22 protein-coding genes are annotated in these 21,731 nt (G+C 52.4%); 6 read left to right on the forward strand and 16 right to left on the reverse strand.

Annotated features, from left to right (window positions below; genetic code table 11):
• Positions 1-46: 46 nt before the first annotated feature.
• The 10 genes from ACMYSL_RS03620 to ACMYSL_RS03665 form a co-directional block, all read right to left on the reverse strand.
• A complete protein-coding gene (locus tag ACMYSL_RS03620) occupies positions 47-1,033 on the reverse strand; it encodes a glutathione S-transferase family protein (protein ID WP_434663935.1) in 987 nt (328 codons plus the stop codon).
• 67 nt (positions 1,034-1,100) lie between these two features.
• Positions 1,101-1,493: a DoxX family protein gene (locus ACMYSL_RS03625; protein WP_110272936.1), complete on the reverse strand. Its 393-nt coding sequence runs from the start codon at positions 1,491-1,493 to the stop codon at positions 1,101-1,103.
• A 250-nt stretch (positions 1,494-1,743) separates the two neighbouring features.
• Entirely contained in the window at positions 1,744-2,043 is a 300-nt protein-coding gene (locus ACMYSL_RS03630) for a YqjK-like family protein (protein ID WP_304253721.1), read from the reverse strand.
• On the reverse strand, positions 2,040-2,438 hold the full coding sequence (locus ACMYSL_RS03635; RefSeq protein ID WP_112213622.1) for a phage holin family protein: 399 nt from the start codon (positions 2,436-2,438) through the stop codon (positions 2,040-2,042). The genes ACMYSL_RS03630 and ACMYSL_RS03635 overlap by 4 nt, the downstream gene beginning before the upstream one ends.
• Positions 2,439-2,440: 2 nt before the next feature.
• Positions 2,441-2,746, reverse strand: coding sequence for a DUF883 family protein (locus ACMYSL_RS03640; protein ID WP_004125506.1), 306 nt, complete (start codon positions 2,744-2,746; stop codon positions 2,441-2,443).
• Between the two features lie 46 nt (positions 2,747-2,792).
• Positions 2,793-3,161 (reverse strand): DUF1090 domain-containing protein, encoded by a 369-nt coding sequence (locus ACMYSL_RS03645; protein WP_181484767.1) that lies wholly within the window; start codon positions 3,159-3,161, stop codon positions 2,793-2,795.
• Positions 3,162-3,311: 150 nt separating this feature from the next.
• Positions 3,312-3,689: an EnvZ/OmpR regulon moderator MzrA gene (mzrA, locus tag ACMYSL_RS03650; RefSeq protein WP_181421753.1), complete on the reverse strand. Its 378-nt coding sequence runs from the start codon at positions 3,687-3,689 to the stop codon at positions 3,312-3,314.
• Between the two features lie 8 nt (positions 3,690-3,697).
• A complete protein-coding gene (yqjA, locus tag ACMYSL_RS03655; RefSeq protein ID WP_110272940.1) occupies positions 3,698-4,360 on the reverse strand; it encodes a DedA family general envelope maintenance protein YqjA in 663 nt (220 codons plus the stop codon).
• A 338-nt stretch (positions 4,361-4,698) separates the two neighbouring features.
• Positions 4,699-5,475, reverse strand: a complete 777-nt coding sequence (exuR, locus tag ACMYSL_RS03660; protein WP_110272941.1) for a transcriptional regulator ExuR — start codon at positions 5,473-5,475, stop codon at positions 4,699-4,701.
• A 129-nt stretch (positions 5,476-5,604) separates the two neighbouring features.
• A complete protein-coding gene (locus ACMYSL_RS03665) occupies positions 5,605-6,906 on the reverse strand; it encodes an MFS transporter (protein WP_110272942.1) in 1,302 nt (433 codons plus the stop codon).
• 481 nt (positions 6,907-7,387) lie between these two features.
• On the opposite strand from ACMYSL_RS03665, the gene uxaC reads away from it, so the two are divergent.
• From uxaC to ACMYSL_RS03680, 3 genes are all read left to right on the forward strand, one after another.
• Positions 7,388-8,800: a glucuronate isomerase gene (uxaC, locus tag ACMYSL_RS03670; RefSeq protein ID WP_182235022.1), complete on the forward strand. Its 1,413-nt coding sequence runs from the start codon at positions 7,388-7,390 to the stop codon at positions 8,798-8,800.
• 18 nt (positions 8,801-8,818) lie between these two features.
• Positions 8,819-10,306 carry a UxaA family hydrolase gene (locus ACMYSL_RS03675; RefSeq protein WP_434661385.1) on the forward strand — a complete coding sequence of 496 codons (1,488 nt, stop codon included), beginning with the start codon at positions 8,819-8,821 and terminating at the stop codon, positions 10,304-10,306.
• Between the two features lie 244 nt (positions 10,307-10,550).
• Positions 10,551-11,105: a YgjV family protein gene (locus ACMYSL_RS03680; protein WP_182235020.1), complete on the forward strand. Its 555-nt coding sequence runs from the start codon at positions 10,551-10,553 to the stop codon at positions 11,103-11,105.
• Positions 11,106-11,120: 15 nt separating this feature from the next.
• Here the strand turns inward: ACMYSL_RS03680 and sstT are convergent, their stop codons facing one another.
• The 6 genes from sstT to ACMYSL_RS03710 all read right to left on the reverse strand — a co-directional run bounded on the left by sstT (position 11,121) and on the right by ACMYSL_RS03710 (position 18,129).
• Entirely contained in the window at positions 11,121-12,368 is a 1,248-nt protein-coding gene (gene sstT / locus ACMYSL_RS03685; RefSeq protein WP_434661386.1) for a serine/threonine transporter SstT, read from the reverse strand.
• A 254-nt stretch (positions 12,369-12,622) separates the two neighbouring features.
• Entirely contained in the window at positions 12,623-13,591 is a 969-nt protein-coding gene (locus tag ACMYSL_RS03690) for a TerC family protein (RefSeq protein ID WP_434661387.1), read from the reverse strand.
• A gap of 256 nt (positions 13,592-13,847) precedes the next feature.
• Positions 13,848-14,837 (reverse strand): Gfo/Idh/MocA family protein, encoded by a 990-nt coding sequence (locus tag ACMYSL_RS03695; protein ID WP_181484775.1) that lies wholly within the window; start codon positions 14,835-14,837, stop codon positions 13,848-13,850.
• 70 nt (positions 14,838-14,907) lie between these two features.
• Positions 14,908-15,411, reverse strand: a complete 504-nt coding sequence (locus ACMYSL_RS03700; protein ID WP_181484776.1) for a M48 metallopeptidase family protein — start codon at positions 15,409-15,411, stop codon at positions 14,908-14,910.
• Positions 15,412-15,489: 78 nt separating this feature from the next.
• Positions 15,490-17,133, reverse strand: a complete 1,644-nt coding sequence (locus ACMYSL_RS03705; RefSeq protein ID WP_434661388.1) for a glycoside hydrolase family 43 protein — start codon at positions 17,131-17,133, stop codon at positions 15,490-15,492.
• Positions 17,134-17,262: 129 nt separating this feature from the next.
• Positions 17,263-18,129 (reverse strand): helix-turn-helix domain-containing protein, encoded by an 867-nt coding sequence (locus ACMYSL_RS03710; protein ID WP_434661389.1) that lies wholly within the window; start codon positions 18,127-18,129, stop codon positions 17,263-17,265.
• Between the two features lie 107 nt (positions 18,130-18,236).
• On the opposite strand from ACMYSL_RS03710, the gene ACMYSL_RS03715 reads away from it, so the two are divergent.
• From ACMYSL_RS03715 to ACMYSL_RS03725, 3 genes are all read left to right on the forward strand, one after another.
• Positions 18,237-19,580, forward strand: a complete 1,344-nt coding sequence (locus tag ACMYSL_RS03715) for a glycoside-pentoside-hexuronide (GPH):cation symporter (protein ID WP_181484779.1) — start codon at positions 18,237-18,239, stop codon at positions 19,578-19,580.
• A 104-nt stretch (positions 19,581-19,684) separates the two neighbouring features.
• Positions 19,685-20,815 carry a 23S rRNA (guanine(1835)-N(2))-methyltransferase RlmG gene (gene rlmG / locus ACMYSL_RS03720; RefSeq protein ID WP_181484780.1) on the forward strand — a complete coding sequence of 377 codons (1,131 nt, stop codon included), beginning with the start codon at positions 19,685-19,687 and terminating at the stop codon, positions 20,813-20,815.
• Between the two features lie 78 nt (positions 20,816-20,893).
• A complete protein-coding gene (locus tag ACMYSL_RS03725; RefSeq protein WP_434661390.1) occupies positions 20,894-21,730 on the forward strand; it encodes a hypothetical protein in 837 nt (278 codons plus the stop codon).
• Position 21,731: the final 1 nt, after the last annotated feature.

Genomic DNA, 21,731 nt, shown 5'->3' on the forward strand with positions numbered 1-21,731 from the left:
TATTTGCCGAGTGAATTATTGGGCGCTGTAAATAGCGCCCAATATCTTAGCGGAAGCGAAGATCGCGGCCGTGCGGCTCGCTGAGATCTTGCTGTGGCCCAATGGAGATAATCCCGGTTGGGTTGATCGTTTTATGGCTACGGTAGTAGTGGTTGCGAATATGGGCAAAATCTACCGTTTCGGCAATGCCTGGCATCTGGTAGATATCGCGCAGGAAGCCATAAAGATTGAGATAATCGCTGATGCGGTGTTTATCGCATTTAAAATGGGTCACATACACCGGGTCGAAGCGAACTAGTGTAGTCCACAGGCGAATATCTGCCTCGGTTAACTGGTTACCCGTCAGGAAGCGGTGCTGTCCCAGGATTTGCTCAAGGCGCTCCAGCGAGGTAAATACCGCATCGACCGCTTCGTCGTAGGCCTGCTGGCTGGTGGCGAATCCGGCTTTATAAACGCCGTTGTTAACGTTGTCGTAGATCCAGCCGTTCAGCTCATCAATTTGTTCACGCAGCTCAGGTGGATAGTAATCTCCGGCACGAGCACCGAGCCCATCGAAAGCGGAGTTGAACATGCGGATGATTTCAGCCGACTCGTTACTGACGATGGTGTGCTGTTTTTTATCCCACAACACCGGCACCGTAACGCGCCCGCTGTATTGCGGATCGGCATGCAGGTAAAGCTGATAAAGAAATTCGTGCTGATAGAGGGTATCGCCAGTGGCCGCCGGAAAGCTATTGTCGAACGTCCAGCCGTTCTCGAACATTAAAGGGTTGACCACTGAGACGGAAATAAACGGCTCTAACCCTTTCAGCTTGCGCAGAATTAAGGTGCGATGTGCCCATGGACAGGCAAGAGAAACGTACAGATGATAGCGGTCTTTTTCCGCCGGAAATCCCGGTTCACCACCCGGACCTGGTGCGCCGTCGGCGGTTAGCCAGTTGCGAAAGGCAGAAACAGAACGCTTGAACCGCCCTCCGGTGGATTGGGTGTCATACCAGGTATCGTGCCAGACGCCGTCAATTAATTGTCCCATCATTTCCTCCCTCAGATAGCAAAAGCGAGGAGATGTCCCCTCGCTTTTTTTAATCAGTATAGTGCGCTTACCACTTTTTATTCAGCACGCGGTCGATACTGAATGCGCCCGGACCGGTGATACCCAGCAGCAGGAAACCGCCAGCGATGGTCAGGTTTTTCATGAACATCAGCGAGTTCACGCCTTCAGCAAAGTTGCTGTGGAACAGGAACGCGGTCAGTACGGTGAAGCCTGCGGTGAACAGCGCGGTAGTGCGAGTCAGGAAACCGAACAGGATTGCCAGACCGCCGCCAAATTCAAGCAGAATAACCAGCGGCAGCATAAACCCAGGGACGCCCATCGCTTCCATATATTGTTGGGTACCCGCATAACCAGTGATTTTTCCCCAACCTGCGGTGATAAACAGAATTGGCATCAGAATGCGTGCTACCAGTACACCAACATCTTCTAATTTTTTCATTTCTTACTCCATAAAACCCAAAGGGCGGCGATTTTGTTTTTTGGTGCAATCCTGCGTATGACGCGGGGTTGCTGTCGATGGAGTGAATATTAGCGAGGCTGTGACGTAATTGTTAGCAAGGAAAACTGTAGATCTACTTCAAAGATTCTGAGTAACCATTGATAAAGCAAATGAATAGAAGGGCCAACTGAGCGGTCTGGATAATGGTGTTCGGTGGGGGACGTTAAATAAGAAGAGGCACAGATGTGCCTCAGCGTGTTGATTGCTGACGCAGCAGGCTACGCGCCATGCGCCAGGTGCTCCAGAGGCCAAAACTGCGTTTCGTCCAACGGAGTAAAAAGCGCGGGTGGCGGACAGACCACACCGCGACGAGTCCACTGCCGACCATCGCCCATGAACGCAAGTTAAGTAGGGTATGCCAGCCGCGATCTATTGGCGCGGTTGCTTCCAGCCAGTCGCGACGGCTGGCGTTGAGATCCAGCCGTTGCTGTTGGATTAGACGCAGCAGACGTGCTTTTTGTCGTTCACGTTCCTGTTGGTCGCGGCTCATGGCTTATCGTCCTCCAGTAAGGACCTGTCGTTAGCCAGTTCCTGACGCGTAAGGCGCAGAAACGTCGAACGTCGGGCCTTACTAAGCGTCCAGATACCGCCAATAAGCGCCGCCAGCAGCAGGGTCACGGTGGTGGCTATCATCACGTTCAGGCGATATTGCGCATCGACGGCCCAGATAATGAGGACCAACAGGCTCATCAACCCGAATGCAGCAAATAGCAACGTCAGCCCTAGCATCAGAAACAGCTGAAAGAGATTCGCTTTCTCCTCTTCCAGCTCCACGACCACCAGGCGCAGGCGCGTTTCCACCATTTCGACCAGCAGGGTAACTATCCGCTGACCAATGCCGAAAACGCTTTGCCCCGGCCCCTGCGTGTGTTGAGAGTTTGCCATAATCAGCGGCGCGTCAGCAGAACACCCAGCACCAATCCGACTGCTGCGCCAATTCCGACGCCGGTCCACGGATTTTCGCGGACGTATTCATCGGCGCGAGCAGCGGTTTCGCGCGTTTGCTTCACAATGGCGTCGCTGGTTTCTCCCAGACGAACGCGGCTCTCTTTCAGCGCGCTTTCGGCTTTGCTACGCAGCTTACCAATCTCTTCTTTCGATTTATCCGTGGAGGAGTTCAGCACTTCTTCCAGGGTATCAGCCAGCGTTTTCAGTTCCGCACGCAGGTCTTCTGCAACGTTATCTTTAGCCATGTTTATCTCCTGTTAAAGTGGTCCATATTGGTCTTACTTAAACCGATTAATACTCGCGAGATTGCAGCGTTTTCAGCTCTTGCTGCGCTTCATCAAGTTTATGCTGGCGTTTGCTGATTTTGTCAGCATCGCCTTTCTGTTCGGCTTCGCGCAGATCGTTCTGCCGTTCGGCTATCTCTGCTTGCTGTTTGGCGATTTTTTGCTGGTGTTCAGCTTTGAGCTTACTGTCGCTGCAGTTTGCTCTGACTTCACTAAGCGCCCGATTCAAACCATCAATACGGTTCTGATTATGATGTTTTTCTGCGTAGCTAATCTCCCGCTGGATGTCCTGCTCTTTTTCCTGACAAGGGGAGATGGCAAAGGCGCTGGTGCTAAGTGAAGTCAGTACCAGGATCAAAGCGATGCGGTGTTTCATGGATGCTACCTTCCATTGTGTGAGGGCATATCTAACGACTATACCCGATCCAGTTGATTAACGTGGGTCTGGTCACCCCCGCGAACTTAAGCATAGTAAGTAAAACGGAGAATCACCAAACCGGGTGAAAATATTCGGAATTTTCGTTGCTTATCCGAATCTATGCGGGGTATCGCGCAGGCGTGAAATCCAGGCCGTCGGCGAATTATCATCGTCCAGCAAGGCAATAATATAGCCATGCGGCAGAGCGCGGCCCAGCACTTCTTTGGCCGCTATGCCCTGGGCGTTGGAGTCAAACTTGATTAACAGGCCATCATTTTGCGGCGTAATGCTTTTAAAACGGATGCCGTTGGCGTCGAGATGATGCCAGACGGAAAAACCATCCGGCATACTGATTCCCTGACTGACCGGGCGGATTGCCAGCGTGGATTCCTGCTGTTGCACGGTCAGCCAGAGCCAGAACAGACCGCACAGGAGTAACGAGCCGCCCAGCACCCAGCTTATGTGACGCAGTGAAGGACGTTTAATCACCATCATCAGCTCCGGCTTCTGTGTTTTTTCTTCCACAGGACAACCAGCGAGCCAATCAAACCAAACACCAGCAGCGCGACGGGCAGCAGCATCAGGCAGGACATCAGCTGATCTTCATACTTCAGGAATACCGGCGTTTTCCCCAGCAGATATCCCAGCGAGGTGAGAATCAAAACCCACAGCAGACCGCTCATCCAGTTAAAGAACTGGAAGCGTGCGCTGCTCAGGCCCGATAGCCCGGCAATGGTTGGCAGCAGCGTGCGAACGAAGGCGATAAAACGGCCTATCAGCAACGCAGAAAGCCCGTGTTTATGGAACAGGTGATGCGCGCGCTGGTGGTAGTGTGAGGGCAGGTGCGAAAGCCAGTTTTGTACGATTCGCGTATTGCCCAACCAGCGACCCTGAATGTAGCTTAGCCAGCAGCCGAGACTTGCCGCAGCGGTGAGGAGCAACAGCGTTTCAGGAAAGCCCATCGCGCCCTTAGCAATCAACACGCCGACCAGCACGAGCAGGCTGTCTCCCGGTAAAAAGGCGGCAGGTAGCAAACCGTTCTCAAGGAACAAAATCATAAATAAGACGAAATACAGCATGCCAATCATGGACGGATTAGCGAGTGTTTCGTAATCCTGAGCCCACAATGCATTCAACAATTGGGTTAATAGTTCCATTCACGATTCCTGGTACATCGGTTAACGGCACGTCTGAACGCGGTGTATGCATGGCGACATGGCTTCTTATTGGATTATGGTCGCTGCTGCGCTCTGAACGGATCCCTGTTTAAAAGTGAAGTAAGCAAAAGCTAACTCTCAGAACGACAAAATGCATCTAATTGTAACAAACCAGCTGACTTTACGTCATAGAAATTGCTGTTTGTTGCATATTGATTTTGCTGATTGCGAAGGAGGGAGGCGAGAGTATTTACACAGGCTGACACTATATATGTTTTGCTTACCCTGTGGGGTTTGCGGGCAGCGGCGCAATGGCTGCCCGGGAAGAAGATAATGGCCTATTTTACGCCGTTGGTGGCGGTATCGAGATGAACGACCGGATTATCAGCAAACAGATAGCGGTCCGCATTGAATTCGAAGTCATCGCTGGTTTCGTTAAACAGCATGAGCTTGGTGTTTTCCAGATGCTGCCACATGGCCAGTTTTGCCGCGTGTGGATCCTTGCGGATAAGCGCTTTGAGGATTTGGTCATGATCGTCGCACCAGTTATCGACGGTGCGCAGGTCGATGTGGTCGTGCAGCTTTTTCCAGTACGGGTTATGCACACGCTGGGTCCACATCTTTTCAACGATAGCGGCTAAGGCGGTGTTTTGCGTCGCCAGAGCCACCTGAACGTGAAACTGAAGATCCCACTCGGAGTCGCGGAAGCATTTTTCTTTACGCGCTTTCTCCTGGATTTCCATCAGTTTCATGATGTCTTGCTTGGTCACCTGAGTGGCAGCGAACTCGGCGATATTACTTTCAATGAGCTGACGGGCTTGCAGCAGCTCAAACGGGCCGTAGCTGGCGAACTCCAGCGACTCATCAGGAATTTGCTGATGCTTCGGTTGGTTAGCAATAACGTGAATGCCTGACCCCTTACGGACTTCAACGTAGCCTTCCACTTCCAGCATAATAATGGCTTCGCGAACCACGGTGCGGCTAACGCTTTTTTCATCAGCAATAAACCGCTCTGCGGGCAGTTTATCGCCCACAAGGTAGACACCTTGTTCAATACGCGTCTTCAACTCGGCGGCAAGCTGCTGATACAAACGACGCGGTTCAGTGATTTCCATATTCGCTCCCGGGAGATGGCGACAATATTGGATTTGTTATACCACTTTTACGCGCTTCTCACCACCAGAAGAGACGAAAAAGCCGCCTTTATACCGGCGGCTTTCATGTCCTAATTAACCTGGCTGACTCTAGCTTTGCGTTGCCGGTTTACTGGTGTTTAACGGTGTGGGATCGTCATCGGCTGATTTATTTTTCAAGACCGTCCAGATAACCACGGCACCCAGCAGATCGAATATCGCCAGCACGGCGAACAGGGGGCTGAAGCCGATAGTATCGGCCAGTGCACCGACGACCAGGGCAAACATAGTACTGGCCAGCCATGCGGCCATACCGGTCAGGCCGTTTGCTGTTGCCACTTCGTTACGACCAAATACGTCGGAAGAGAGCGTGATCAGCGCACCGGACAGCGCCTGGTGAGCAAAACCGCCAACGCACAGTAGGGCGATAGCCACGAATGGGCTGGTGAACAGACCGATCATCCCTGGGCCAATCATCAGCAGCGCACCCATGGTGACCACCATTTTACGCGAAACGATCAGGTTAACGCCAAACCAGCGCTGGAACAGCGGCGGCAGGTAACCCCCAATGATGCACCCGAGGTCGGCAAACAGCATCGGCATCCACGCAAACATGGCGATCTCTTTCAGGTTAAAGCCGTAAACTTTAAACATGAACAGCGGGATCCACGCGTTGAAGGTCCCCCATGCAGGTTCTGCAAGGAAGCGCGGCAGGGCGATACCCCAGAACTGACGGTTGCGCAGAATCTGCCACGGGGACATTTTCTTGCCGTTATTGGTCTGATGCTGAGACTCCTGGCCACCAATAATATATTCGCGTTCTTCTTCGGTTAATTTTTTCTGATCGCGCGGGTGTTTGTAGAAAACCAGCCAGGCCATTGCCCAGGCAAAGCTCAGGACGCCGGAGATAATAAACGCCATCTGCCAACTGTGCATTACGATAGCCCATACCACCAGCGGCGGCGCGATCATTGCACCGATAGAAGAGCCAACGTTGAAGTAGCCGACGGCGATTGAACGCTCTTTTGCCGGGAACCATTCAGAGCTGGCCTTCAGACCTGCGGGGATCATCGCGGCTTCAGCGGCACCTACTGCGCCACGCGCCAGCGCCAGGCCGCCCCAGCTTCCCGCCAGCGCCGTGGAGCCGCAGAAGACTGCCCAGGCAACAGCAAAGAAGGCATAGCCGATTTTGGTACCCAAAACGTCCAGCACGTAGCCGGCAACCGGCTGCATGACGGTATAAGCAGCGGAATAGGCCGCGATGATATAGGAATACTGTTGGGTGGAGATGTGTAACTCTTCCATCAGAGTTGGCGCAGCTGCCGCCACAGTGTTACGCGTCAGGTACCCGAGCACGGTGCCTAACGTCACCAGCGCGATCATGTACCAACGTAACCCTTTAATTTTACGCATGTAAACCTCATCGTTTGTTATATATCCGCAGCGGGTGCGGCTATCTTCCAGCCCTGTAACTGCGGCGAAGAAGGTGAAACGGAGGGTTCAGGAGAGGAAACCTCGTATGGCCCGAACCTTGCCATTAACTGTTATGTCTAATTCGGTGTCCATACCGGTAAATCCGACGTGATAATTCGTCGGTAATGCATTCCGTCGGTTTATATGTTTCGACGGCAGCAAGATAACTTGTCATACAACTTCAAAAGGTGAGTGACATCACAAAAGTGGGAAAGTTTGTGTGGGCATTTATTTCTGTGAGAGAGGCCAGATCTGGCGCGCCCTGGCGGGCTGTTTACTCCTTTGATGGTAATTTATTTATTGACGTTTATTGATCTAACTCACGAAAAATACTTCGGCCTGTAGAAATTGGTGTGATAACTTTGTCAGCATTATAGTCAATCATCTGATGGGCTCCCCTGGGGCTGAAGAGGACACGAAAATGACACCGTTTATGACCGAAGATTTTCTGCTTGATACCGAGTTTTCCCGCCGCCTGTACCATGATTACGCTAAAGATCAGCCGATTTTCGACTATCACTGCCATTTACCGCCGCAGCAGATCGCCGAAAATTATCGCTTCAAAAATCTGTATGACATCTGGCTGAAAGGCGATCACTACAAATGGCGTGCGATGCGTACCAACGGCGTTGCAGAGCGCCTGTGTACTGGAGATGCTTCCGATCGCGAGAAATTTGACGCCTGGGCGGCCACCGTACCGCATACCATTGGCAACCCGTTATACCACTGGACCCATCTTGAACTACGTCGTCCTTTTGGTATTACAGGTAAGGTTCTTTCCCCAGCTACTGCGGGTGAAATCTGGGATCAGTGCAACGACCTGCTGGCTCAGGATAGCTTCTCTGCTCGCGGCATCATGCAGCAGATGAACGTGAAAATGGTTGGCACCACCGACGACCCAATCGATTCGCTGGAACATCATGCCTCTGTCGCTAAAGACAGCACCTTCTCCGTGAAAGTGCTGCCGAGCTGGCGCCCGGATAAAGCGTTCAACATCGAACAGGCGACCTTCAACGATTACATGGCGAAGCTGGGCGAAGTATCCGATACCGACATTCGTCGCTTTGCCGACCTGCAGTCCGCGCTGACGAAACGCCTGGATCACTTCGCCGCCCACGGTTGTAAGGTTTCTGACCACGCGCTGGATGTGGTGCTGTTCGCCGAAGCTAACGAAAGCGAACTGGATAGCATCCTGGCGCGTCGTCTGGCAGGTGAAGCCCTCAGCGAGCATGAAGTGGCGCAGTTCAAAACTGCCGTGTTGGTGTTCCTCGGCGCGGAATACGCCCGTCGCGGCTGGGTGCAGCAGTATCACATTGGCGCGCTGCGTAACAACAACCAGCGTCAGTTCAAACTGTTAGGGCCGGACGTTGGTTTCGACTCCATCAATGACCGTCCGATGGCGGAAGAGTTGTCCAAACTGCTCAGCAAACAGAACGAAGAAAACCTGCTGCCAAAAACCATCCTCTACTGCCTGAACCCGCGTGACAACGAAGTGCTGGGCACCATGACAGGCAACTTCCAGGGGGAAGGCATGCCGGGCAAGATGCAGTTCGGTTCCGGCTGGTGGTTCAACGATCAGAAAGACGGCATGGAACGTCAGATGACCCAACTGGCGCAGCTTGGCTTGCTGAGTCGCTTTGTCGGCATGCTGACCGATAGCCGCAGTTTCCTCTCCTACACCCGTCATGAATATTTCCGCCGCATCCTGTGCCAGATGATTGGCCGCTGGGTGGAAGCGGGCGAAGCTCCGGCAGATATTCAACTGCTGGGTGAGATGGTGAAAAATATTTGCTTTAACAATGCGCGTGACTACTTCGCCATTGAGCTGAACTAAGACCAGAGGCCGGTTGATATGCAATACATTAAAATCCATTCGCAAGATAACGTCGCGGTAGCGTTGGCGGATATGGCGGCAGGCACGGTGGTCACCATTGACGGCGATACGGTCACGTTGGCTCAGGATGTTGCGCGCGGGCATAAGTTCACGCTGCGTAGCATTGCGAAGGGAGACAACGTCGTTAAGTACGGTCTGCCGATAGGACATGCGCTGGCGGATATTGCGCCGGGGGAACATATCCACTCCCACAATACGCGCACTAACTTAAGCGATCTCGACGCGTATAGCTATCAACCGGAACTTATCGAGCCCGTCGCGCAGCCTGCGGATCGCGATATCCAGATTTATCGTCGCGCCAACGGCGATGTTGGCGTGCGTAACGAGCTGTGGATCCTGCCGACCGTTGGCTGCGTCAACGCCATGGCCCGTCAGATGCAGAATCGTTTTCTCAAAGAGACAAACGATGCCGAAGGTATCGACGGCGTTCATCTCTTCAGCCACACCTACGGCTGTTCGCAGCTCGGCGACGATCACATTAACACCCGTACCATGCTGCAAAATATGGTGCGTCACCCAAATGCGGGCGCGGTGCTGGTAGTTGGTCTGGGTTGCGAAAACAACCAGGTTGATGCGTTCCGCGAAACCTTAGGTGAGTTCGATCCTGAACGCGTTCACTTTATGATTTGCCAACACCAGGATGACGAAGTGGAAGCGGGGATCGAGCATCTCCATCAGCTTTACGACGTGATGCGTAACGACAAGCGTGAGCCGGGTAAACTGAGCGAGCTGAAGTTTGGTCTCGAATGCGGCGGTTCCGATGGTCTGTCCGGCATCACCGCGAACCCAATGCTGGGCCGTTTCTCGGATTACCTGATTGCCAACGGCGGCACCACCGTGCTGACCGAAGTACCGGAAATGTTCGGTGCCGAACAACTGCTGATGAGCCACTGTCGCGACGAAGAGACCTTCGGCAAGCTGGTGACGATGGTTAACGACTTTAAACAGTACTTTATCGCCCATGATCAGCCGATTTACGAGAACCCATCGCCGGGCAACAAAGCGGGCGGCATCACTACGCTGGAAGATAAATCTTTGGGCTGTACGCAAAAAGCGGGCTCCAGCCAGGTGGTTGACGTGCTGCGCTACGGTGAACGCCTGAAAGTTCACGGCCTTAATCTGCTGAGCGCGCCGGGCAACGATGCGGTAGCGACCAGCGCGCTGGCCGGTGCGGGCTGCCACATGGTGCTGTTCAGTACCGGTCGTGGGACGCCATACGGCGGTTTCGTTCCGACGGTCAAAATTGCCACTAACAGTGAACTGGCGGCGAAGAAAAAACACTGGATCGACTTCGATGCCGGTCAGTTGATTCACGGTAAAGCGATGCCGCAGCTGCTGGATGAGTTCGTTGATATCATTGTGGACTTTGCTAACGGTAAGCAGACCTGCAACGAACGTAATGATTTCCGCGAACTGGCGATATTCAAAAGCGGCGTCACCCTTTAATGACTCGTCATCTTTCACGCCGTGATTGCGGCGTGAAACCTTATTGAGTAATAAAGGGAGGCGTTTCAAAAGCGGCGTTTCAGCGTATGATGCGCCGCTTTGTCTTATACCCTAAATAATTCGAGTTGCAGGAAGGCGGCAAGTGAGCGAATCCCCGGGAGCTTACTGAAGTAAGTGACCGGGGTGAACGAACGCGGCTAACGCACATGCAACTTGAAGTATGACGGGTATATAAGGATTTCCCATGACCGCGTATTGGCTTGCCCAGGGCGTTGGTGTCATCGCCTTTCTGATCGGTATTACGACCTTTTTCAACCGGGATGAGCGCCGCTTTAAGCTGCAGCTTGCCGTCTATAGCGCCACCATTGGCGTACATTTCTTTTTGATGGGCGCGTATCCGGCGGGCATGAGCGCCGAGCTCAATACCGTCCGAACCCTTATCTCTATGCGCACCCGTAAGCTGTGGGTGATGACCGTGTTTATTGTGCTCACCCTGGTATTGGGGCTCGCAAAGCTGCAACACGCGATGGAGCTGCTGCCGATTGTTGGCACGCTCGCTAGCACCTGGGCGCTCTTTCGCTGTACCGGCTTAACCGTTCGCTGCGTGATGTGGTGTGCGACCGCTTGCTGGGTTATCCATAACTTCTGGCTGGGCTCGATTGGCGGCACGATGATTGAAGGCAGTTTTCTGGTCATGAACGGTCTGAACATCGTTCGCTTCCGGCGGATGCAAAAACGCGGTATTGACCCGTTTAGAGTGGAAAAGGTAGTGCAGGAAGAGAGCCCCTCCGCGCGTTAGCGGAGGGGAAGGGGATTAACTACGCAGAGCGTTTTTCGCTATCTGTTCGTCTTCGGCGATACAGGCAGCGGCGGTAAACAGAACGTCGGTTGAGGAGTTCAGCGCAGTTTCGCAAGAGTCCTGCAACACGCCGATGATAAAGCCGACGGCCACGACCTGCATGGCGACATCGTTCGGGATACCGAACATATTACAGGCCAGCGGAATTAACAGCAGCGAACCACCCGCCACGCCGGATGCGCCGCAAGCACACAGTGAGGCGACGACGCTAAGCAGCAGCGCAGTCGGCAGATCGACCGGCACGCCCAGCGTATGCACAGCGGCGAGGGTCAATACGGTGATGGTAATCGCCGCCCCGGCCATATTGATGGTCGCGCCCAGTGGAATAGAAACCGAGTAGGTATCGCGGTCCAGATTCAGCTTTTCACTCAGCGCCATATTCACTGGAATATTCGCAGCGGAGCTACGGGTGAAGAAGGCATAAACGCCGCTCTCGCGCAGGCAGAGCAGAACCAACGGATACGGGTTGCGGCGAATTTTCCAGAATACCAGAATCGGGTTAACCACCAGCGCCACCAGCAACATACAGCCGACCAGCACCAGCAGCAGCTGGGCGTAACCCCACAGGGTTTCAAAACCGGTGGTTGCCAGCGTTGAGGCCACCAGACCGAAGATACCCAGCGGTGCGAAACGAATCACTACCTTCACGATAAAAGTTACCGCGTGGGACATGTCGTTAATCAGATTTTTGGTGGTCTCGTTACCGTGGCGCAGCGCAAATCCCAGACCGACAGCCCATACCAGAATCCCGATATAGTTAGCGTTCAGCAGAGCGTCAATCGGGTTAGAAACCATGCTCATCAGCAGCCCGCGCAGAACTTCAACGATACCTGACGGCGGAGTGATACTGTCTGCTGCTGCGTTCAGATGCAGCGTTGAAGGAAAGACAAAGCTAAACAGCACCGCGGTTAACGCGGCGGCAAAGGTTCCCAGCAGGTAGAGGAACAGAATCGGGCGGATACTGGTTTTTTGCCCCTGTTGATGGTTGGCGATGGAGGCCATCACCAGCATCAGTACCAGCACCGGCGCGACGGCTTTTAGCGCGCCGACGAACAGTGTGCCAAGGAGCCCTACTGCCTCTGCTGCAGGCTTTGAAACCGTTGCCAGCAGTACGCCGAGCACCAGTCCGATTAAAATTTGTTTGACCAGACTGCCCTGAGCCAGTCGCCGTAGCAGGGTCGATCGGGGTGATTGAGTTGCCATGATTCATTCCTTCCTGTGATGTTGCTGTCCGTCCCGGCTACGCATTATTTGTAACGTTTATATCCGGATGTAAATAGATGTTTGCCTAGTTGAGTATACGGAAAGAACGCTATTGGGGAAGGGTAAAATTCTGTCTCTGGCTCTGAGAATTCATTTTTTAACTACATATTAACGATTTTGTGACATGAGTAAGAATAATACGCGGCGAAAGTTGCAGACCGGGTGAAAGAGGTCTTCACCCGGTTTTTGATGGTTTATTGCAGCTGTTTTTTCTTATCGTGCTGCTTATTGACCCAGGCATTGATGATCAGCGTCAATACCAGAATGCCACCCACCACGCCAAGCGAGATACCGATTGGAATGTGGAAGAAATCGACAATCAGCATCTTGATACCGATAAACACCAGGATCACCGACAGGCCATATTTCAGCATGGAGAAGCGCTCTGCGACGCCCGCCAGCAGGAAGTACATCGCACGCAGGCCGAGAATCGCGAACAGGTTTGAGGTCAGCACGATAAACGGATCGGTGGTGACGGCGAAGATGGCCGGAATACTGTCAACGGCAAAGATAACGTCGCTGAGTTCGACCAGAATCAGCACCAGCAGCAGCGGCGTAGCGTATAGCACGCCGTTTTTGCGGAGAAAGAAATGTTCGCCGTCAATCTTATCGGTCATGCGCAGATGACTGCGTATCCAGCGCACCAGCGGCTTATCGCCGATACCTGAATCATCCTCTTTCGCCAGCGCCATTTTCACACCAGTAAACAGCAGGAATGCGCCGAAGACGTACAACAGCCACTCGAACTGGGAGATCAGCCAGCTACCGGCAAAGATCATGATCGTACGCAGCACGATCGCGCCAAGTACGCCATAGACCAGCACCCGACGCTGAAGCGCAGGCGGAACGGCGAAGTAGCTAAACAGCATCAGCCAGACGAAAACGTTATCCACGGCCAGCGCTTTTTCGATCAGATAACCGGTGAGGAACGCCAGCGCTTGCGGGTCGGCCACGGCGCGACCTTCGGTCTGCACCAGATACCACCAGAAAGCGGCGTTAAACAGAAGTGAGAGGGTAACCCAGAGGATTGACCAGCCAGCGGCTTGCTTCATGGTCATGCTATGTGCACCACGCCGTCCTTGCAGCAATAGGTCGATAGCCAACATGATGACCACGACCACTGCGAATCCGCCCCATAACAACGGTGTGCCGACAGTATTCATTACGATATTCCTTACATAAAAACAAAACGGCTGACGTCGGAAGACGGCAGCCGCTGCGCTTTTATGCATAGACCTCGCCTTCCGGCAAGGTCTCACTTACAACAAGAATCGAATCTTGTTGCCCGGCGACCGGATGCGGTTTTTCACGCATCGTAATGACGATCGGCCGGCAAGGAAGTTACTCCCCTTTGCGCGTAACAAAGTATTACAAGTTATAAATGGCGTCAATGGAGTCCGACGGACCATTTACACTCCTTTACGCCACGGGTTGGGAATCCGCAGGGAAGACCACGCCGGTCTGGCGACGAATCTCGCTTAGCAGCTTCGCCGTGATGCGGCTCACTTCCAGACCCGGATGAGCAACCTCGTTGGCTTCCACCAGGCGAGCGAACTCTTCCGCTTCATACAGCATAGTATTGATGTGCTGTGGCTGCGTCAGATCCTGGGGTTTGCCGCCGCGCGGTATAAAACAGACTTTCTGGCATTCCGAAATTTTCTCGATAACCAGCGCGCCTGCTTCACCCTGAATTTCGCTCGGGATTGCGGAATCGCTCACTTTGGAGTGATGCAGAGTGACATCAAAATCACCGTAGCTTAAAACTACCGTGCCCTGGCCATCAACGCCGCTGTCCAGCAGGCTGGCGCTGGCGTGCACCGCGCGCGGCTCGCCCCACAGCGCGACCGCTGAGGCCAGACAGTAAAAGCCGATATCCATAATCGAGCCGTTAGAGAAGGCCGGGTTAAAGGTATTGGGGTTCTCGCCGTCGAGATAACGCTGATAGCGAGAAGAGTACTGGCAGTAGTTAATAAAGGCTTTGCGCAGCTTGCCGATCTTGTCGAACGACTGCTTCAGCAGCAGGAAGTTTGGCAGGCTGGCGGTTTTGAACGCTTCGAACAGCACCACGTTATTTTCCCGCGCGACCTTAATCGCGGCTTCCACTTCTTGCAGATTCGAGGCCAGTGGTTTTTCGCAAATCACATGCTTTTTATGGCTCAGAAACAGGCGGGTTTGCGGAAAATGCAGCGAGTTAGGGCTGGCGATATAAACCGCGTCCACATCAGCGCATTGCGCCAGTTCTTCCAGTGAAGTGAAGAGGTGTTCGACGGGATAATCGCTGGCGAAGGCCTGGGCTTGTTCAAGGCTACGAGAGTAGATGGCGGTAAGCTTATATTTGCCGGTTTCATGGGCGGCATCGACAAACTGCTTGGTTATCCAGTTTGTGCCAACAACTGCGAAACGTATCATAAACGTTGACGAACTCCGTAAAAAGGGACCTTTCGTCACTCTAACACGCCATCATGACAAAACCAGTGCGCTATGGCGCAGAACGCTCTAACGAAAGCTGCGTCAGCCACAGGCGGGTATCAAACTCCAGCTGATGGTACTGCGGCTCCATATGACAGCACAGCTGATAGAACGCTTTGTTGTGGTCTTTTTCCTTCAGGTGCGCCAGTTCGTGTACCACGATCATCCTTAGAAAATCCTCCGGCGCATCGCGAAAAACGGTGGCGACGCGAATTTCGGCCTTCGCCTTCAGCTTGCCGCCCTGTACGCGTGAGATAGCGGTATGCAGGCCGAGCGCGTTGTTCAGTACGTGGATTTTGTTGTCGTACATCACCTTATTAATAGGGGCCGCGCCGCGCAGATAGCGAGACTTCAGATCCTGGGTGTATTGGTACAGCGCTTTATCGTTGTTGATATCATGGCCCTGCGGATAGCGCTTTTTCAGCACCTCGCCGAGGCGATTCTGTTCGATTAAGGTGGTGACCTGCGCCAGCAGGGATTCAGGGTAACCCTGGAGATAGGTTAATGTGCTCATGGGGCCTGTTTGCGTAATTAAGCGACAACTGGCGCGAATTCTAGCACCCCGCGTGGGCAGGATGCCAGAAGGTCCGGTTTACTCAATTATCGCGTCTTCAACCGCCCGATAGCCGAAGAAATCAAATAGCGCCTCTTTGCGATGCAGCATGCTATCCACACAGGCCAGGCCGACAAATGAGCCGGTAAACTCGCCGTAGCGGCTATATTCATCGGAAAAACGCGATGTGTCGTAGATCGCGCCGATTTTTTGATATTTTTCGCCATCGACAGACCATGAGCACTGGATCTCCCGGCCGTTAATGGCCATCGCCAGATAGATTTCTCCTTCCGCGAGGCGAATTTTCTGTGGGTCGTCATGACGTTCGCCGTTATCCATATAAATAATGGCCAGTTGCGCTGAGCCAGAGGCTTGATCCCAGGTTTTATGCAGGAACAGATAGTTCATGTTGTCGTAATAGAGCACCAGACCCGCGCTGTGCTGATAAATCTCGGGGCTGAAATCCATTTTCGTGGTGATGTTTGCATATACCGAGGTGAGTTTTTTCGCCAGCAGGCTGACCTTATTCAGCGAGCTCAGCGACTCCTGCCCGCGCACGGCAAGGTAGCCCGCTTTACGGCTCAGGCTGGTAAAACGCTGGAAGCGAATCCTCGGGGCATAAAACGCGTTATCCAGCGTTTGCCCATCAAAATTATCAATATCAGCTTTGGCCGGAAATGGGTGTGCAGGCAGATTGGATTCTTCCACCTGGTGCTGGGCGAGATTCCCCCCGGATGCCATTCGCAGCCAGCCTTCGTCGGTCCATTCCATCTTTTGAATCGCCGTTTCCCGACCTAGCGGGCAGCGTAATTCCTGGCGGAACGGGCGACTGCACAGATGGGTTAACCAGACTTCGCCCGTGGGGGTTTCGACATAGCTGCCGTGCCCGGCCTTTTGCAGATAGGTTTCCGGATTGAAGTAGTGCGGCTTCAGATGCCCTGCGTCTTTACGCTCGTTAAAATTCTGCGGCCAGGAGGTGACGATTGGGTTCATCGGATCGCCTTCATAGGGGCCGGTGACTTCCGTTGCGCGGGCCATGGTGACCGCATGCCCGTATCCGGTACCGCCTTCGGCAACCATCAGGTAGTAATAGTCGCCGCGCCGGGTCAGATGTGGTGCTTCAATACAGCCGCGGTTGGTACCGCCATGCCAGATTCGCTGCGGGTAGCCGATGATACTTTGTGTTTGTGGCGAGTACTCCACCAGGCAAATGGCCCCCGGTTTTTCGTAGCCTTCACGGGTTTCCCACTCCAGAGAGACGATCCATTTTTTACCGTCGTTGTCGTGAAGGATTGAGGCATCGAACCCGGCGGAGTGGAGATATATTGGCTCGCTCCACGGGCCGGTTATTTCACTGGCGGTGATAAGATAATTATCCACGTCGAAATAGCGTGAGCTCATGGAGTTCATCACGCCATAAATAACGTAAAACAGTTGCTCTTCTTCGCACCAGGTCAGACTTGGTGCCCAAATTCCTTTGGCTGAGGGCAGTTTTTTTAAATCTGGGTTGTTATCGTCGGTAAGAACGTGAGTGAGTAATTGCCAATGTTTAAGATCCCTGGAGTGATAAACCGGTAAGCCGGGAAACCATTCAAATGATGATACCGCCACATAATAATCATCGCCGCGCCGACATATACTGGGGTCAGGATTAAAACCTTTAAAAACAGGATTCTGAATCATCGTATTTACCCTTGATGCAAAAAATATAACGATGATTGTAAATAGTCGATCGGTCGGGGGATATATAGACTGTTTTTATTTATATAATAAACGTCCACTCACCCCGTGATATCGCTCACAAAAAGCGATTTATTTATCTGCGCGGCTCCCTACCGCATCGGTGCTTCTGACCTTGTGGCGAAAGGCCAGCGGAGTATCGTTCATCATCTCTTTGAACTTTAGGCAAAAGTAGGCGCTGTCGGTGAAACCGGCGCTTTGCGAGATGTCGCTGATCTTCAGGTCGGTATTGGTCAGGAGATTGATGGCAATATTGAGTTTGCGCAGCAGCATGAATTTTTTGAAGCTGATTCCAAAGGCCGATTTAAAGGTCTTTGAAAACCAGGATTTTGACCACTGGCAGCGGCGAGCGGCCTCTTCGGTGGTCATCTCAAAATTCTCGCTGGCATCGATGGACTGTAGCAGTTCGATAAGTTCGCTGAGGTAGCGATGGCTGGTGCGTTCGGTAATCTGGACCGAGTCTTTCAGGCTATTAAACGCGTGGAGCAGTACGCTTTGCATAAGCGATCGGAATAGCGAATCGGAGAAGTCGCTGAACTCCCCGCACCAGCTTAGCAGCAGCTCCAGGCGTTCGGCCTCTTCACCAGAAAGATACACCACCGCGCCGCAGTGGGCGGCGGGCAATGACAGGTCGTATCCCTCCAGCCACTCTTTCTCAAATTGCATAAGATAGCGCTTGTGGCTGGCGGCGGGTGGGAGCGTCATTTCATGGATCAGTAAGGCGGGAACGAATACCAGGGTATTGTTTTTAATGGTGAATTTTTCGTCACCGATCGAATAACTTCCCCCTGATTCCCGGAACCACATCAGCTCATCCATCATATGATAATGAGGGACTACGTTTATCCCATTGAAATCATTTATGTTATCTACACGCAGCGTAAACAGCTCGCCGGTGCCCACGGGGATCTTTTCGAAAACGGGAGATTCATCACTCATCGAGTACACTCTTCTTATATTTCACAGGATGATTTATACATAATCAGCAGGCCCTTCGCAATAACGTACAGAGGACAAATCTTAACGTTCTTTTAGGCGGAGACGCGATGAATACTGCCCGTATAAGTATCAAAGAAAAATTTAGTTATGGGTTAGGCGATACCGGCTGTAATTTAGTCTGGCAGACGGTAATGCTGTTTATGGCCTGGTTTTATACCGACGTATTCGGTTTAAGCCCAGCACATATGGGGACTATGTTTCTCGCGGTAAGGGTATTAGATGCAGTGACTGATGTATTAATGGGCGCTGTCGCGGACCGTACCCGTACTAAATATGGGCAGTTCCGGCCCTATATTTTGTGGTTCGCTATTCCCTTTGGCGTACTTTGCTGCTTAACGTTTTATACGCCAGATTTTGGCTATACCGGTAAGCTTATTTATGCTTATGTTTCTTATACCTTATTATCTTTAGTCTATACGGCCATTAACGTACCGTATTGCGCGATGATCAATAATATCTCTAACGATTCCAGAGAGCGCGTCTCTCTCCAGTCCTGGCGCTTTGCGCTCAGTACCCTCGGCGGCCTGATTGTCTCGCTCACAGCGCTGCCGCTGGTGGCTTTTCTTGGCCAGGGGAACGTGCAGAACGGCTATTTTTACACCATGATTGTGATGGGATGCCTGAGCATTATTCTGTTCTTTATCTGTTTTGGCCTGACCAAAGAGCGCTTTTCCACGGATATTGCGGTGAACAACCAAAGCAGCATTCTTGATGACCTGAAAACGCTACTTGCCAATAAAGACTGGCGCATTCTGTTCGCCCTCAACGTCGTCAACCTGATTGCGGTGCTATTCAAAGGCGGAACGACGCTGTACTACGTTAACAATATCATGGGGCGAGCGGATTTGGGCAGCCTGCTATTGACCACCACCCTGGCGTCCGGCGTACTGGGGGCGATGCTCTCACCGTTTATCTTTAAAAATATTGATAAGGTCAAAGGGTTTAAAATCTCGATGGCCCTGGAGGCGGTGCTGCTGATTGGGATGTACTTTGTCCCGGCGGGCAACGTAGCCGCTATCTTTGCGCTGGTGATTATCATCAACATTATTCAACTTGCCGCCACGCCGCTACAGTGGAGCATGCTGTCCGATATTATTGATGCGGAAGAAAAACGCAGCGGTAAAAAGCTCAGCGGCATCGTTTTTTCAACTAATCTTTTTGCTATTAAGCTGGGTATCGCCATCGGCGGCGCGCTGGTGGGCTATATGCTGGCATGGGGTGACTACGTCGGCGGCGCAGCGCAGCAAACCGAGTCCGCGCTGGAGATGATCAAGCTGCTGTTCACCGTCTTCCCCGGCGTTCTGGTGGCGCTGCTGATTGTTATCATGGGCAAATACAGTCTGAATGATAAGCGCTTGTCTCGCCTGTCGCAGGATGACCTCCCGGCGTAATACGCAATCGCCCGCGAGGAGGAGATAATCGGCGTATCTCTATTCAACTGGGCGAAGTTTGCGTATAAACTCGCGGGTTTTAGTATTCCGGAGGCACAGAGGCGATGAGCCAGGTAGAGTTAAACGGTGAGTTATTCACATTAGAGCGGTTCCCACCAAATGCTGAAGAGGAAGCGCTTCAGGCATGGGAAGCAGCGGATGAATATCTGCTGCAACAGGTGAATGACGTCGACGGCCTGACGCTCATTTTCAATGATAGCTTCGGTGCGCTGGGCTGTGCGCTGGCGGAACGCAACCCGGTGAGCATTAACGACTCCTACGTTGCTGAGCTGGCGACCCGCTATAACCTGCGGATGAACGGCATCGATGAAGAGAGCGTGCGCTTTCAGGATTCCCTGAGCGAGCTGCCCGCAGCACCGGCGCTGGTATTAATTAAGGTGCCGAAACAGCTGGCGCTGTTAGAGCAGCAGCTGCGTGCGCTGCGTGATGTGGTGACGCCGGAAACCCGCATCATCGCCGCCGCGAAAGCGCGCGATGTGCATAACTCCACCCTGGCGCTGTTCGAAAAGATCCTAGGAACCACCACCACTTCGCTGGCATGGAAAAAGGCGCGGTTGATTTTTTGTACCTTTACCGCCCCCGAAGTCACCGACGCGCCGCAGACCTATAGCTGGCAGCTGGACGGTACTCCGTGGACGATTCACAACCATGCCAACGTGTTTGCCCGCAGCGGTCTCGATGTCGGCGCGCGTTTCTTCCTCGACTATCTGCCGGAAGGCATCGAAGGTGAAATTGCCGACCTCGGTTGCGGCAACGGTGTGATTGGTCTCCAGGCGCTGGCCTTAAACCCTAATGCCCGGGTGATGTTTACCGATGAATCGTACATGGCGGTAGCCTCCAGTCAGCTGAACGTCGAAACCAACATGCCGGACGATATTGAGCGCTGCGAGTTTGTGGTCAATAACGCCCTGACTGATATTGAACCGGACCGCTTTGATGCCATTCTCTGTAACCCGCCGTTCCATCAGTTGCATGCGATCACCGACCATATTGCGTGGCAGATGTTCAACGACGCCCGCCGCAGCCTGAAGTACGGCGGCGAGCTGTACGTGGTCGGCAACCGCCACCTCGATTATTTCCGCAAGCTGAAGCGCGCGTTCGGCAACTGCACCACTATCGCCACGAATAATAAATTTGTGATTTTAAAAGCAGTGAAATTGCGTAAGCAGCGTTAAAGGATAATAATCCACTGAGTTGACGGGCAGGCCGGGAATGGCCTGCCCATTTGTATTAACTGAGTGGAGATTATTAACGTGAATCATCAGGATGATGAATGTACTAAGCCCAACATTATTCCGCGAAAAATTCGCCTTGCCAGAAATCCTGCCATTTTTATCTGCCTGATACAATGCGCTGTATATATATTCATTACGGGGGCTGGTTGGTTCGGTTCTGGTGAAGATAACACCTTGTGGGTTAATCTTTTTTTTATTATTTTATGGGGGGCGTTGGCATTCGGGATTTATAAATACAGCCGCGCCTGCGCGGTTACCGCATTGCTGTTATACGTTATCGAAAAACTTTCTGTTGAACTTATTCCACCAGGGCAGAGTTTTAGTTTTATCTGGCTTATTGCCACTTTTTTGTGGTTGCTGTGCCTTTCCAGCGGAATTATCGCCTGCTGGAAACAGCATAAATATAAGAAGAAAAATAGAGATGATAGTGAGCGTGTTTATAAGCAAACAATAATACTTGTCGTGATTGTGTTAGCACTGTTCCATTCTGCTTACTTTGGTATGAAAGAGGTGCAGAAGCACACCAGAAATATTCTCTGGCAGGCGTTCTATCAATCGGTGATGGAAGATAAGAGTAAGATCCCGCTGCCGATAAAAATTAATAATAACATCACTATTACCGATATCTATTTTGAACAGCGCACCCTGATTGTTGAGCATCAGGTGAGCCATGAAAAGTTAGCTGATTTATCGATAGCCAATTTCTACGCGCATGCCAGAAAACTCTACTCCCGCTACTGTGCCAATGATGTTGCAACCTCGCTTGATTTAACGATGATAGTCCGCTTTGCGCAAGGATACGAGACGCGTGACCTGACGTTTACGCCGAAAGACTGTCAATTTAAAAAGGGATAAG

The sequence above is a fragment of the Klebsiella sp. MISC125 genome, assembly GCF_051131775.1.
In the GTDB taxonomy this organism is placed as follows: domain Bacteria; phylum Pseudomonadota; class Gammaproteobacteria; order Enterobacterales; family Enterobacteriaceae; genus Klebsiella.

Excerpts from the sequence above, each read along its gene's own strand:
- ACMYSL_RS03620 (WP_434663935.1), bottom strand. The coding sequence starts at position 1,033 with ATGGGACAATTAATTGACGGCGTCTGGCACGATACCTGGTATGACACC.
- ACMYSL_RS03625 (WP_110272936.1), bottom strand. The coding sequence starts at position 1,493 with ATGAAAAAATTAGAAGATGTTGGTGTACTGGTAGCACGCATTCTGATG.
- ACMYSL_RS03630 (WP_304253721.1), bottom strand. The coding sequence starts at position 2,043 with ATGAGCCGCGACCAACAGGAACGTGAACGACAAAAAGCACGTCTGCTG.
- ACMYSL_RS03635 (WP_112213622.1), bottom strand. The coding sequence starts at position 2,438 with ATGGCAAACTCTCAACACACGCAGGGGCCGGGGCAAAGCGTTTTCGGC.
- ACMYSL_RS03640 (WP_004125506.1), bottom strand. The coding sequence starts at position 2,746 with ATGGCTAAAGATAACGTTGCAGAAGACCTGCGTGCGGAACTGAAAACG.
- ACMYSL_RS03645 (WP_181484767.1), bottom strand. The coding sequence starts at position 3,161 with ATGAAACACCGCATCGCTTTGATCCTGGTACTGACTTCACTTAGCACC.
- yqjA (WP_110272940.1), bottom strand. The coding sequence starts at position 4,360 with ATGGAACTATTAACCCAATTGTTGAATGCATTGTGGGCTCAGGATTAC.
- exuR (WP_110272941.1), bottom strand. The coding sequence starts at position 5,475 with ATGGAAATCACTGAACCGCGTCGTTTGTATCAGCAGCTTGCCGCCGAG.
- ACMYSL_RS03665 (WP_110272942.1), bottom strand. The coding sequence starts at position 6,906 with ATGCGTAAAATTAAAGGGTTACGTTGGTACATGATCGCGCTGGTGACG.
- uxaC (WP_182235022.1), top strand. The coding sequence starts at position 7,388 with ATGACACCGTTTATGACCGAAGATTTTCTGCTTGATACCGAGTTTTCC.
- ACMYSL_RS03675 (WP_434661385.1), top strand. The coding sequence starts at position 8,819 with ATGCAATACATTAAAATCCATTCGCAAGATAACGTCGCGGTAGCGTTG.
- ACMYSL_RS03680 (WP_182235020.1), top strand. The coding sequence starts at position 10,551 with ATGACCGCGTATTGGCTTGCCCAGGGCGTTGGTGTCATCGCCTTTCTG.
- sstT (WP_434661386.1), bottom strand. The coding sequence starts at position 12,368 with ATGGCAACTCAATCACCCCGATCGACCCTGCTACGGCGACTGGCTCAG.
- ACMYSL_RS03690 (WP_434661387.1), bottom strand. The coding sequence starts at position 13,591 with ATGAATACTGTCGGCACACCGTTGTTATGGGGCGGATTCGCAGTGGTC.
- ACMYSL_RS03695 (WP_181484775.1), bottom strand. The coding sequence starts at position 14,837 with ATGATACGTTTCGCAGTTGTTGGCACAAACTGGATAACCAAGCAGTTT.
- ACMYSL_RS03700 (WP_181484776.1), bottom strand. The coding sequence starts at position 15,411 with ATGAGCACATTAACCTATCTCCAGGGTTACCCTGAATCCCTGCTGGCG.
- ACMYSL_RS03705 (WP_434661388.1), bottom strand. The coding sequence starts at position 17,133 with ATGATTCAGAATCCTGTTTTTAAAGGTTTTAATCCTGACCCCAGTATA.
- ACMYSL_RS03710 (WP_434661389.1), bottom strand. The coding sequence starts at position 18,129 with ATGAGTGATGAATCTCCCGTTTTCGAAAAGATCCCCGTGGGCACCGGC.
- ACMYSL_RS03715 (WP_181484779.1), top strand. The coding sequence starts at position 18,237 with ATGAATACTGCCCGTATAAGTATCAAAGAAAAATTTAGTTATGGGTTA.
- rlmG (WP_181484780.1), top strand. The coding sequence starts at position 19,685 with ATGAGCCAGGTAGAGTTAAACGGTGAGTTATTCACATTAGAGCGGTTC.